This window comes from Halodesulfurarchaeum sp. HSR-GB, assembly GCF_031432215.1.
Classification (GTDB): domain Archaea; phylum Halobacteriota; class Halobacteria; order Halobacteriales; family Halobacteriaceae; genus Halodesulfurarchaeum.
Map to the genome: position 1 here is coordinate 137,746 of NZ_JAVKGN010000001.1, position 12,392 is coordinate 150,137.

Sequence of the window (12,392 nt, forward strand, 5' to 3'; positions counted from 1 at the left end):
GGTTCATTACGCCCCCTCTCGTTGCCTGGGATAATGAACCGAACCGCGGAGAAGGTAGCGGACCTCGTCCGTGAAAATCCGGAGTTCGAGTCAGTCCTCTCCGAGTTGCTGGATCGGGAGGACGAACTCCGCTGGCGGGACGTGAAAGACGACATGACGAGCGGCCAGTGGGGCCGCCTGCTCCAGAAGGACATCCTCGTCGAGGGCGAGGACGGGTTCCAGTTCGCGGACCGGGAGGCCGTCGAGGAAGCCCTGGGCCGGACCGACGAGATGGAGTTCGAAACCGACGTGGACGTCGATGATTCGGAATCCTCCTGGAGCACCTACGACAAGGCCGCGGCGGTCGGTGCGCTTGGCATGTTCGCCGGCTACTCGGTCGGTTCCGTCCGGTCGGCCGTCGGCAACGTACTTGACGTGTTCCTCGGCCCGCTCGACAGTGCGCTGCCGTTTTTCGCGGTCATCATGGTCCTGGCGGTCGTCACCGGACTGTACTCCTCGATCCTCCAGAACGCCCTGATGGACACCGAGAAGATGGGGGCCTATCAGGAGAAGATGAAGGAGATCCAGGAGCGCCAGAAGGCCGCCAAGGAGCGTGGTGACGACGAGGCAGTCGAGCGCATCCGTGAGGAGCAGATGGACGCGATGGGCGATCAGCTGGGTATGTTCAAGGAACAGTTGCGGCCGATGGTGTGGATCATGGTCATCACCATCCCCGTGTTCCTCTGGATGTACTGGAAGATCCGCCCGCCGGCCCACATCAATCCCGCCGAGGCGTCGATGGTCATGCCCATGGTCGGGGAGGTGGAACTGGCCGCCGGTGTGGTGGGACCGCTCCAGGCGTGGATCCTCTGGTATATCCTCAACTCGATTGGCTTCTCCCAGATCATCCGGAAGGCCCTGAACATCCAGACCTCCCCGTCGTAGGTGGCCCAGGGCGGTTCACAAGGGATATGAGCGCCCCGCGTGGACTACTTGTATGTTGATCACCATCTCCGGCCCGATCGGGAGCGGCAAGTCGACCGTGGCGACTGCCCTCGCCGAAGCACGGGATTTCGATCACGTCTCCGGTGGTGACATCTTTCGCGAGTTGGCCGCCGAGCGTGGGTACACGCCCCTGGAGTTCAACAAACTCGCCGAGGAGGACGACCAGATCGACCGCGATCTGGACCGCCGGCTCCGCGAGATCGCCGCCGAGCGGGACGACCTGGTTCTCGAATCGCGACTGGCCGGCTGGATGGCCGGCGAGCACGCCGATCTGAAGTTCTGGTTCGACGCCCCCGAGAAGATCCGGGCCGCCCGGGTCGCCGACCGCGAGGACCGGGACTTCGAGACCGCTCTCTCGGAGTTGCGGGCCAGAGGCGAGAGCGAGGCAAAACGCTACCAGGCCTATTACGGAATCGATTTCACCGACCACTCGATCTACGACCTGTCGATGAACACCGCCCGCTGGGACCCCGAGGCCGTCCTCGCGATCCTCGAGACGGCCATCGACGCCTACGACGAGGCCACGGACGAGGGGGCGGTCCCGGTCACGGACGTCGACTATGAGTTCTGACCGGCCCGGCCTTCGCGGGCCGCCCGCGGAGCGGGACCCTCAGTCACTCCTGGAGTTCGGCGTCATCAACCTCGACAAGCCACCCGGCCCCTCGGCCCATCAGGTCTCGGCCTGGATCAAGGACCTCACCGACCTGGACCGGGCCGCCCACGCCGGGACCCTCGATCCCAAGGTCACGGGCGTCCTGCCGGTCCTCCTGGGGAACGCGACTCGCCTGGTGCCGGCGCTTCTCGAAGGAACGAAAGAGTACGTCGCGGTTCTGGAACTCCACGCGAGCCCACCCGCGGACCTCGCGGCGACGATCGCCAAATTCGAGGGCGAGATCTACCAGAAGCCGCCCCGGAAGAGCGCTGTCGCCCGACGGCTTCGGACCCGCCGGGTCCACGACCTCGAAGTTCTGGAGGTCGAGGACCGCCAGGCCCTCATTCGCATGGACGTCGAGAGCGGGACCTACGTCCGAAAGCTCTGTCACGACATCGGGTTGGCACTGGGGACCGGTGCACACATGGGCGATCTGCGTCGGACGGCGACCACGCCCTTCGACGACACTACCCTCGTCACGCTGCACGATCTGGCCGATGCCCTGGCCCGGTACGAGGAGTCGGGCCAGGAGGACTGGCTCCGGGAGGTAGTTCACCCGGCCGAGCGGGCGCTGACCCACATTCCGGAGGTCGTCATCGCCCCGAGTGCGGCCGCAGAAGTGGCCCACGGCGCGCCGGTGTACGCGCCGGGAGTGATCGAGGGGCCGGCCGAACCGCCCTCGGGATTGGTCGTCTGCAAAACCCCGAACGGCGCGGCCGTCTGTCTGGGCCGGCAGGTCGGTGATCCCGAGGCGGAGTCGGGGGTCGTCGTCGAGCTCGAAGCGGTCCTGGTCTGAGCGACAAGCGAAGGCCTTAATGCTCGCTCACTCATCTCCCCGAGTGCGGGACCGTGGGGTAGCTTGGTATCCTCGGCGCCTGGGGGGCGTCGGACTTGAGTTCGAATCTCAACGGTCCCACTTTTGGAAGAACGAAGTGACGGCAAAAGTGGGAGCCAGAGAGACCACGGAGTCGTCTCTCGTTGGTCCCATCGCACCTTTTTCGACGTCAGGTTCGCTACGCGAACCACTCTCCACTCACGGCGGCGAAGCCGCCGTTCGTGTGGTTCGAGGCTCGGTTTTGACTTGCGACGTTGTCGATCCTTGATACAAAAGAACGCTATCGACAGTGTCATACGTTTCTGTTCGGGAAAGTGGCCTATCGGGACCCGACTCCGAATTACAAGACAGCCGTAAACCGGTTATCCATGTCCTCAGTAATCGGGATCGTCTCTGTCGCGCTCGTTGCATCGCTTTTTATGTCCTTCACCGTCGGGGCAAACAGCAACTCTGCTCCGATCGCGCCAGCCGTCGGGGCAAATGCGTTGTCGACGCTTCGAGGAGCACTATTGGTCGGCCTCGTCGCCGGTCTCGGTGCCATTGCACAGGGTGGCAGTATCTCGGAGACAATCGGCCACGGGCTGGTGACCGGCGTGACGATTACCCCACTGGCCGCCACAGCGACGCTGCTCACGGCAGCCACACTCATCACCATCGGGAACTCACGGGGCTACCCTATCCCCTCCGCGTTCACGGTGACGGGAGCGGCAATTGGTGCGGGTGTCGCGCTGGGCGGGGGTTTTGCAGCTGGGACGTACGCCAAAATTCTGGGTTTCTGGTTTGCGATTCCGGTCGTCGAGGGCATCCTCGCGTACGGTCTCGCGTGGCTGTTGCTAGACGATCGGGTCTCAGATGAGTTGAGTATTCCGCTGCTCGCCGGCGGCGTCGGCTACGCACTTGCCAACATCCAATTGTCGTTTCTCCCGGCTCCCCAGAGCGAGCAAGGGTCGCTCGCGGGCGTCATCACCCGCCAGTTCGACGTCACATTGACAGCAGTTGGCGAAGCCGGGGTCGTCATTGTCGGGACCGTGATCGGTCTTCTCACGGTCGCAGTGGTCTACTGGCAACTCCGGCGTGATGTCACGACCGGCATCAACCGGATGCTGGTCGCACTTGCCCTCGTCGTTGTGTTCACCAGCGGCGGATCGCAGGTCGGTCTCGCCACCGGACCGCTGGAATCCGTCTTCGAATCCTCGCTCGGTCTCCCCTCATTATACTTGCTGGGACTTGGGGGCCTCGGAATTCTCCTCGGTGGCTGGTTCCGGTCACCGCGTCTTATTCAGGCCGTGGCCCGGGAGTACGCCGCACTCGGCCCAAAACGCTCGATCGCCGCGTTCATTCCCGCGTTTCTCATCGCTCAGGCTGCGATCGCGCTGGGCTATCCCATCTCGTTCAACAAGGTGATGATTTCCAGTATCGTCGGGGCTGGACTGGTCAGTGGGTCCTCGAAATCTGCGGGGGTGTCCGCCACGAAGACAGGGTACACGGTCGGGGCGTGGATCGCCTCGATGATCGGTGGTGGCGCGCTCAGTTACGCGCTCTATCACGCGCTCGCTGCACTGCCAGGACTGGGATAGTCAGACGTTCTGGAGCACGACGAGGTCCTGGATTGCCGCGCTTTGCTTCATCTCCGCCCACGTCTCAAAATCGGTCGTTCGCGCCACGAACGCGTCCCGTTCGTCGGTCGAGAGCCGTTGGACGCCCGAAATCGTATCCTCGTTACACGGACAGGCCGCACAGAAACCAGCCACCGAGTCGAACTCCGTGTGCCGACGGATGAACGCATCCGAGGCGACCCGCACGCGGGAATTTGAAACCCAGACCTCCAGCGAGAGTGCCCGTTTGATTGCAGTCGTGAGGCTTGGAAGCAATGAATTGGGGTTCTTGACTCCAGTGTCAAGGACCATAGGTTTGGGCTGGGCCTCAAGGCATGTAAATCCGGTGAAGAGAGCTCCATTACAATCGGGCAGATAGCCATGAGGTCCGGATCGGCTCCAATGTTGCTCGTGTCCAAAACAATAGACAAAATCGAACAGTTTTCGAACCGGTTCGACCCGGTCGGTTGATACCCCAGGACGAGTTCTCGGGGATTAACGTCCTAATCTGAAAAGCAAGCGAAACGCTTCTGAAGTCCGAAAGTTCCCTTTACGTGCCTTTAAACGGCTGCCGCGCGAAGGGTTAGCAACCCAATGCAAACTTTCTCGGTCGCCCGAGAACTACTCGGCGCAGCACTGGACACGCTGCCGTCGAACGTCGCAATTCTCGACGCCGAGGGAGAGATCCTGTGGACGAACGCCTCGTGGCAGGAGTTCGGCGTCGAAAACGACATCGAACTCGCACCCGATACCGTCGGGGTCAACTACCTCGATGCGACGGCGGCGGGCGAGGACGAGTACGCGCTAGCGGCCCACGCCGGGCTCGACGAACTCCTCCAGGGCCAGCGAACCGAATTCGAACTGGAGTACCCGTGTCACTCGCCGGACGAGAAGCGGTGGTTCCTGCTCCGGGCCTCGGCGTTCACCATCGGCGGGGATCGCTATGCCATCGTAGCCCACGTCGACATCACGGACCGGGTGCTCGAAGAACAAACTACGGCCCAGTACAAACTCGCCATCGAGGGGGCTGGCGAGGCCATCGCCGCCGTCGACGAGGACTACAGATTGCTCTTTGCCAACGAGGCCTACCGGAACACCCACTACCTCGGCCCGTCGGTGACCGGGATGCACCTTTCGGACGTTCTCGGCCCGCAGGACTTCGAGACCATCGAGCCCTACGTCGAACTCGCCATGGCGGGCCAGGAGGTGGCCTACCGGATGACCAGAACCCGCTCGGGCAAGCCGGACCGCGTCTTCGACATCAGGTACTACCCGCTCGGGGGCGAGGGATTCGGTCCCGAGGGGGTCGTCGCGACCATGCGGGACGTCTCGAAGCAAGTCGAGCGCGAACAGCACCTCCTCTCGCTCGATCGGCTCCTCCGGCACAACCTGCGAAACGACCTCACCGTCATCCGGGGATACGCGGCGATGATCGCCGATCGTGGCGACGCCGAAATCGCCTCGCTGACCGGGCCGATCACCGACGCCGCCGACCGGTTGCTTGCCGAGGCCGAGAAAGAACGGCAGATCCTCGCGGTGCTCTCCGGGCCACCCGAACAGACGACAGTGGACCTTCAGGAGATGGTTGAGCGCGTTATCGAGGACTGCAACGAGGACCAGCCGAACGTGACGATCATCGTCGCGATCCCCGAAGATCTGGAAGTCACGACGATTCGGTCGGTCGAACAGGCGATCCGGGAGTTGATCGAGAACGCCATCGTCCACAACCCGGCCGACGAGCCGATGGTCCGGATCACCGCGGAACGAGCGGACGACCGGGCAACGGTCATGATCGGCGACGATGGGCCCGGCATCCCGACAGAGGAGCGGATCGTCGTCACCGAATGCCGAGAGATCGACCCGCTCGTTCACAGCAGCGGGATGGGACTCTGGATGGTCAAGCGAATCGTCACGCGGGCTGGCGGAACCCTGCAATTCGGCGATTCGGACCTGGGCGGGAGTTGTGTAACGATGACGATCGAGCCGAAAGAGACAGTCGATTCTGGTTCGCCATAGCCTGGAAGCGACTCTAGAAGGGGCCAAATCAAGGCGACGTGATCCGGGACCCAAAATATCATCACTGAGATTTACCCGGTACTTTCACAACCCCCCTTCCCCTTTCCTGGCGATAATGGTCGATCATTCGGCGCAGTTCGGGCAGGGTGGATTGAACGCCCACGTCGACCCGGACGCGTTGCTCGAGGATATCGGACTGGATCGCGAGGAAATCGCCTGGCGAAAGGACTTCGTGGACTTCGACGAGGCCGACGTACAGCGACTAAAGCGCTATCAGTCGGTCTTCGAGGAACACAAAGAAGACATCGCGGAGATGTTCTACGAGAACATCACCGCCCACGAAGAGACCACCGAGGTCATCGGTCGCTCGCCGAAGGGGATCGAACAGCTCAAGAAGACCCAGGAGGCCTACCTGGTCTCCCTCGCGAGCGGCGAGTACGGCGAGGACTACTTCCGGAACCGGGCCCGGATCGGGAAGCTCCATGACCTCCTGGAGATGCCGATGAAACAGTACATCGGTCAGTACGGGGTCTACTACAACCTCCTGGTGCCACTCGTCACAGACCGCATCCAGGATCGGGTCGAAACGGCAGTCCAGGAGGAACTCCCGGACGAAGTCGACGACGAGGCCGTCAACGCGGCCATCGAGGCCGCAAATGGAGCCGTCGAGGAGGGCGTGAACGAACTTCACTCGATCCTGAAGCTCATCGATCTGGACATGCAGGTCGTCGCGGACACCTACATTCACTCCTACACCGAAACGCTCGACGAGACGATCGAGCGCCAGCGATCCGTCGCCACCGAGGTCCAGAGTGCCATCGACGAACTCGCGGCGGCCGCGGACACCGTCGCGGGCAGTACCAACGAGATCAGCGGGCTGGCCGACGACCAGCGGGACAACATGGACCAGATCGCCGGCGAGGTGTCGAACCTCTCGGCCACGATCGAGGAGGTCGCCTCCAGCGCGAACACCGTCGCATCCCAGAGCCAGGACGCAAAGGAGATGGCCGAAACGGGCCAGGAGACCGGCGAACACGCCCGGGAGGTCATGGAGGCGGTCAACGAGGCCAGCGAACAGGTCCAGCGGGACGTGTCCGAACTCCAGCGGACCGTCGAGGAGATCGACGAGATCGTCACGGTCATCAACGACATTGCGGACCAGACGAACCTCCTTGCACTCAACGCGAACATCGAAGCGGCCCGGGCCGGCGAGGCTGGGTCGGGCTTTGCGGTCGTGGCTGACGAGGTCAAGTCCCTGGCCGAGGAATCCCAGCAACAGGCCGGCGAAATCGAATCGATGATCGAGGACATCCGGGCGAACACGAACGAGACCGTCGACAGCCTCGAATCGACCCGGGAACAGATCCAGCAGGGGGTCGCGGAAGTGGACGAGTCCATCGACATGCTCGATGAGATCGCGACGCTGGTTTCCGATACTGTCGCGGGCATCGAAGAGGTCTCGGCGGCGACCGACGAGCAGGCCGCGAGTGCCGAGGAGATCGCCGCGATGGTCGATCAGGCCCGGGAGAAAGCCGACGACGTGGCGACCGAAACTGAGGACGTGGCCGCCAGCACCGAGGAACAGGCCGCGAGCGTCCAGGAGATCCAAGATTCGGTCTCGCGACTTGAAGCTGAGGGGGAGTAGTAATACAGTTCTGATAGACAAAGAGCAAATTTGATTGTGTCCGGGTCCGGTTTTCGGGCATGGAGATCGACATCCCACCGCTTTCAGAGACCGCGATGGATCAGGCCCGAAAGCGACAGCAGAACCTGACGAAGCCGCCGGGAAGCCTCGGTCGACTGGAGACATTCTCCGTCGAGATCGCCGGTATCACGGACGAGCCGACCCCCAAACTGGAGGAGGCGGTGATCGCCACAGTTGCCGGAGATCACGGGGTCGTGGCGGAGGGCGTCAGCGCCTTCCCGCAGGACGTGACCGCCCAGATGGTCGCGAACTTCGCTCACGGCGGGGCCGGCGTGAACGCCCTCGCGAACACCGTCGACGCGAGAAACCTCATCGTCGACGCGGGCGTGGCCGCGGCGGAGTACCCGGGAATGGACTCCGTCGTCGTCGACAAAGTCGGAAACGGCACGGACAATATCGCGACGGGAGCGGCGATGTCACGGGCGGACGCCGAAGCCGCGATCGAGGTCGGCCGCTCGGTCGTCGCCGAACACGCCCCTGAGGCCGACATTATCGGCCTGGGCGACATGGGTATCGCGAACACGACCCCCAGCGCGGCGGTCACGGCCGCCATCACCGGCCACCCCCCGGAAGCGGTGACCGACCACGGCTCCGGGATCGACGAGGAGACCTTCGAGCGGAAGGTGGCAGTGGTCGAGCGGGCCCTGGAGAACGATGCCCCGGATCCGGACGACGGCATCGACGTGCTTCGCTCCGTCGGCGGGTTCGAGATCGGCGCGCTGGCCGGGATCGCCCTCGAAGGGGCGAGCCGCCGGACCCCGATCGTGGTCGACGGATTCATCACGGGGGCTGGCGCGCTCGTGGCCGCCCAGATCGAGCCCGCGGTGACCGACTACCTCCTGCCCTCCCACAGTTCAGTCGAGTCCGGGCACGCGATTCAACACGAGGCCCTGGGGCTCGATCCGCTTTTCGACCTCGACCTGCGGCTGGGAGAGGGAACGGGCGCCGCCCTCGGGATTGCGGTCTACAAGGGCGCGTGTGCCACGCTTCGAGAGATGGCGACCTTCGAAGAGGCCGGCGTCTCGAACTGAGCCTACTGGACGGAGAAGCCGCCGTCGACGACGAGTGATTCGCCGGTGACAAACGAGGCGTCCTCGGAAGCCAGCCAGACGGCCGCGGCCGCGATCTCTTCGGGTTGGCCCAGTCGATCGATCGGGGTGGCGGCGATCGTTCCCTCGATCTGTTCCGGGTCCTCCTCTTTGGTACGGGCGACCATCGGCGTCTCGATGACACCCGGCAGTACCGCGTTTATCCGGACCCCGTCGGCACTGAACTCGACGGCGGCGGTCTTTGTCAGGCCAACCACGCCGTGCTTGCTCGCGACGTACGGTGCGAGGTTGGGGAAGCCCAGGATGCCGGCGATCGACGCGGTGTTGACGATAGCCCCACCACCGCTTTCCATCATCGCGGGGATCTCGGCACGCATGCCGAGGAAGACTCCCCGGAGGTTGATGTCGACGACCCGGTCCCAGCCTTCCAGGGTCTGGTCAGTCGTTGCCTCGTTCGGCCCCTCGATGCCGGCGTTGTTGTATGCGATGTCGAGGCCACCGTAGGTGTCGACGGCGGTGTCTACCACCGCCTGGATGTCCCCCTCGTTGGTGACATCAGCCTGGACGAACACGGCCTCCCCGCCCGCCTCGGTGATCTGTTCGACTGTCTCGTTCCCCCCATCCACGTCCACGTCGGCCGCGACGACCGAGGCGCCCTCTTCGGCGAACCGCTTGGCTGCGGCCCGGCCGATTCCTGAACTCGCTCCGGTGACGATCGCGACGCTGTCTTGAATTCCCCTCATAGTGGTACCCGACAGTTGTGACTGTCGTATGTGTAATTCGGTACCATACCAAATACATCTACCGGCAGGGGGGCTTCCCGCCCGGACTAAAACCAGTCCCGAAGTCGGTCGAGGGCCGACCGTTCGGTGGGCCGTTCGGCCAGCACGACGGATCGCTCGGTCTCGGTGATATTGTCGACGTAAAGCGAGTCGGAGACGAGACGGGAGAGGAGCCCACTCTCGGTCGCGCCGACCAGAATCATCGTGTGCTCTCTGGCCCCGTGCTCGATCGCCGTCTCGATGTCGCCGGTCTCGATTACCTGTGGCTGGTCTTCGAGGTCGTGGTCGATGGCCCAGTTGCGGAGGAACTCCTCGGCCCGTTCACGCTCCTCCTCAGTGTCGACGACAGAGAGCAACGTGATCGACGCGTCGTAGACATCGCGGAGTGACCGGGCCACCTGGGCGTTGAGATCCGCGTGGGGGTTATCGAGAACCCGGAGGAGGATCTTCTCGGGGTCAAAGCCGCGATCCTCGAGGATGAGGAGGTCACAGGGCAAGTGGCTGCCGAGTTCCTGGATCACGTCCTCAGGCCGGCCCGCCCCCCAGGGCGAGTCCTCGTCCCGTTCCATGAGCAGCAAGTCGACGTCCTGGCGCTCAGCGATGTCGAAGATCTCCGCGAATGAGCGATGGGAGATGACCGTCGAGGTCCGGCAGTCCAGTTCCTCGGACTCGATCGAGTCACAGAGACGCTCCAGGTCGGCAGTCGATTCTGCGACCAGTCGTTGCCGGTTGCTGGTCGAGGAGTACCGCGAGTGAGCCTCGTACTCGGGTAGAATGTGGACGAAACTCACGATCGCCTCGTCCTTTGCCGACGCGACGGCCTCGGCGAGCGAGACGAGTGTCGCAGACTCGGTCGGGTTTGCGACCGGAACGAGGACGTGATATGGACCCTTCGTCCCCGCCTCACTGCCCGTCGTGTCGACGAGTGGGACATACGAGCGACCGGCAAAGCCGAACGGACGACCGGGAATCCCACCGAAGAGCATTTCGCGGCGTGACAGCTGGCGACGGGCGCCCTCGAATCGGGCCCCGACCAGTCGCTCTTCGCTGGTCTGGAACCAGTTAACAAGCGTCACGAGCACCACGCCGCCGACGGTGTTCCCCAGGAGTACAGGGATGACAAAGTCGGTGAGACCCACGAGGAGACTCACGTCGCCCATGAATGCGAGGTACATCGTTTCGGTGAACGAGACGACCACGTGGAACAGGCCCCCGAGGGGAATCGCGAGAAAGGCCAGATAGATGACGACCAGCCGCGAGATCGTATCCCGGGCGGCATACTCGACCCAGACGACCCCGGCGACGATCAGCCCCGCGAAGACCGCCTTGAAGAACAGCGGCCAGACTGGGGTTTCGATGCCCTTGTGAGCCACGTCGATCGCGACGGCTGCCGCCTCGGGGGAGAGGACACCGCCCCAGGCGAGGGCGGCCGCGCCAGCCATTCCACCCAGGAAGTTCCCGGCGAGTACCACAACCCAGTTGCGGAGCAAGGCCGGGATGCTTGCCAGTCGTTCGAGTGTCAACGCCACCGGGGGGAGCGTATTCTCGGTGTACAGTTGATAGCCCCCGAGAATGATGTAGATGAATCCGAGCGGATAGAGAAGTACACTCAAAACGGGGTGGCCATCCGTCGAGGCGGTCAGCGAGACGTAAAGCAGGACGGTAATCGTAATCGAGAAGCCCGCAGCGAGGCCACTGAAGAAGAGTTCGCGATTGCTCGCCGTGATCTCCTCGTCCGCCGCGGCGACGATGCGCTGGAAGACCTCGTCCGTCGAAAACCGGTCTCTGACGACCCGACCGACCGCTGGTGCACCACTTCGGGACCGCTCGACCGCTTCCCGTACGGAGTCCTCGGCGTCTGATCCCTCATCGGCCATTGGAGACTCCTTTTCGGCCCGCCCCGATATGAATTGCCCTCTTCGACTGCTCAGGCACCGAGCCGTTCTTCGAGGCGAGCGTCGAAGTCGATGTCCGCCCCTTCGGTGGCCGACTCACGGATGTCGATCACGGCGATGCCGCGCTCGGTGATCTCGTACAGGCCGCTGTTTGGAGCAGGGCCAACGCGATCAACCAGCCCGTAGTCAGCCAGAATTGGCAGCCGGGTGTTGATGTACGATCGATCCTTGTCGAGGATGTATGAGAGATTCGCCGCCGTGTTTCGTTTCCCGTCGGACAGGGCCTCCAGAATTTCGAAGTCAGTGGGTTCGGCAAGCCTCATTGAATATCAAATATTGAAATTGGATGGCCATTTATTACATTCCCATGCCGGTGGTATATGCAAACAGTGTTACGGGTGTTTCGAGGCATCTGAAAGGATCCTTTGGTTACCTTCGAGTAAGGCCTAACCCGCCATAAGTACCCCGATCCAGGCGATACCGCCGTGTTTTCAGCGGCCGTTGGTTCAAAAACCGGGCCGTACTACAGGTTCTGGACGAGATCCAGATACTCCGGTTCGTCGATTGCCTTGAGCGTCTCGGTGTCCGCGACCCCCTTCTCGGCGAAGCGCAGGGCGAACTGCGTGTACATCTGGTCGTTGGGGAACTCCGCGATGGTGACGAAGTCGAAATCCCCCATGGTCAGGAAGACGTCCTTGATCTCCCCGCCCATCTCTTCGGCCATCGCCTTCATCTGCTCGGTCCGGGAGGCGCTTTGTTCGATCTCTGCGAAGCCGTCGGCGGTCAGGTTGGTGAGGCGGATGTAGGTTGGCATGGATAAGTGTGGCAGCTGTTATCTTGGCACTCTGTAACATGGTAAAGATGGTCGTGGTACTTATG

General features: G+C 63.1%; 12 protein-coding genes and 1 tRNA gene. 8 read left to right on the forward strand and 5 right to left on the reverse strand.

Going from position 1 to position 12,392, the window contains the following annotated elements:
- Positions 1-33 precede the first annotated feature (33 nt).
- The 5 genes from RH831_RS00795 to RH831_RS00815 all read left to right on the forward strand — a co-directional run bounded on the left by RH831_RS00795 (position 34) and on the right by RH831_RS00815 (position 4,048).
- Positions 34-924: a DUF106 domain-containing protein gene (locus tag RH831_RS00795; protein ID WP_310552396.1), complete on the forward strand. Its 891-nt coding sequence runs from the start codon at positions 34-36 to the stop codon at positions 922-924.
- 52 nt (positions 925-976) lie between these two features.
- Complete coding sequence (gene cmk / locus RH831_RS00800) at positions 977-1,555, forward strand: (d)CMP kinase (RefSeq protein ID WP_310552397.1); 579 nt, start codon at positions 977-979, stop codon at positions 1,553-1,555.
- Positions 1,545-2,432, forward strand: coding sequence for an RNA-guided pseudouridylation complex pseudouridine synthase subunit Cbf5 (locus RH831_RS00805; RefSeq protein WP_310552398.1), 888 nt, complete (start codon positions 1,545-1,547; stop codon positions 2,430-2,432). The genes cmk and RH831_RS00805 overlap by 11 nt, the downstream gene beginning before the upstream one ends.
- A gap of 47 nt (positions 2,433-2,479) precedes the next feature.
- Positions 2,480-2,552, forward strand: a tRNA-Pro gene (locus RH831_RS00810).
- 287 nt (positions 2,553-2,839) lie between these two features.
- Entirely contained in the window at positions 2,840-4,048 is a 1,209-nt protein-coding gene (locus RH831_RS00815; protein WP_310552399.1) for an anion permease, read from the forward strand.
- Here the strand turns inward: RH831_RS00815 and RH831_RS00820 are convergent, their stop codons facing one another.
- Complete coding sequence (locus RH831_RS00820; RefSeq protein WP_310552400.1) at positions 4,049-4,378, reverse strand: hypothetical protein; 330 nt, start codon at positions 4,376-4,378, stop codon at positions 4,049-4,051.
- Positions 4,379-4,660: 282 nt separating this feature from the next.
- On the opposite strand from RH831_RS00820, the gene RH831_RS00825 reads away from it, so the two are divergent.
- The 3 genes from RH831_RS00825 (at position 4,661) to cobT (ending at position 8,818) form a co-directional block, all read left to right on the forward strand.
- Positions 4,661-6,082: a PAS domain-containing protein gene (locus RH831_RS00825; protein WP_310552401.1), complete on the forward strand. Its 1,422-nt coding sequence runs from the start codon at positions 4,661-4,663 to the stop codon at positions 6,080-6,082.
- A 115-nt stretch (positions 6,083-6,197) separates the two neighbouring features.
- Positions 6,198-7,727 (forward strand): globin-coupled sensor protein, encoded by a 1,530-nt coding sequence (locus RH831_RS00830; protein WP_310552402.1) that lies wholly within the window; start codon positions 6,198-6,200, stop codon positions 7,725-7,727.
- Between the two features lie 59 nt (positions 7,728-7,786).
- Positions 7,787-8,818 (forward strand): nicotinate-nucleotide--dimethylbenzimidazole phosphoribosyltransferase, encoded by a 1,032-nt coding sequence (gene cobT / locus RH831_RS00835; protein WP_310552403.1) that lies wholly within the window; start codon positions 7,787-7,789, stop codon positions 8,816-8,818.
- Positions 8,819-8,820: 2 nt separating this feature from the next.
- Here cobT and RH831_RS00840 read toward each other — a convergent pair whose 3' ends face one another.
- From RH831_RS00840 to RH831_RS00855, 4 genes are all read right to left on the reverse strand, one after another.
- On the reverse strand, positions 8,821-9,579 hold the full coding sequence (locus RH831_RS00840; RefSeq protein ID WP_071932668.1) for an SDR family NAD(P)-dependent oxidoreductase: 759 nt from the start codon (positions 9,577-9,579) through the stop codon (positions 8,821-8,823).
- 86 nt (positions 9,580-9,665) lie between these two features.
- Entirely contained in the window at positions 9,666-11,495 is a 1,830-nt protein-coding gene (locus RH831_RS00845; protein ID WP_071932667.1) for a formate/nitrite transporter family protein, read from the reverse strand.
- Positions 11,496-11,545: 50 nt separating this feature from the next.
- Positions 11,546-11,836, reverse strand: coding sequence for a phage repressor protein (locus RH831_RS00850; RefSeq protein ID WP_070364398.1), 291 nt, complete (start codon positions 11,834-11,836; stop codon positions 11,546-11,548).
- Positions 11,837-12,036: 200 nt separating this feature from the next.
- Positions 12,037-12,327 (reverse strand): GYD domain-containing protein, encoded by a 291-nt coding sequence (locus RH831_RS00855; RefSeq protein ID WP_070364397.1) that lies wholly within the window; start codon positions 12,325-12,327, stop codon positions 12,037-12,039.
- Positions 12,328-12,392: the final 65 nt, after the last annotated feature.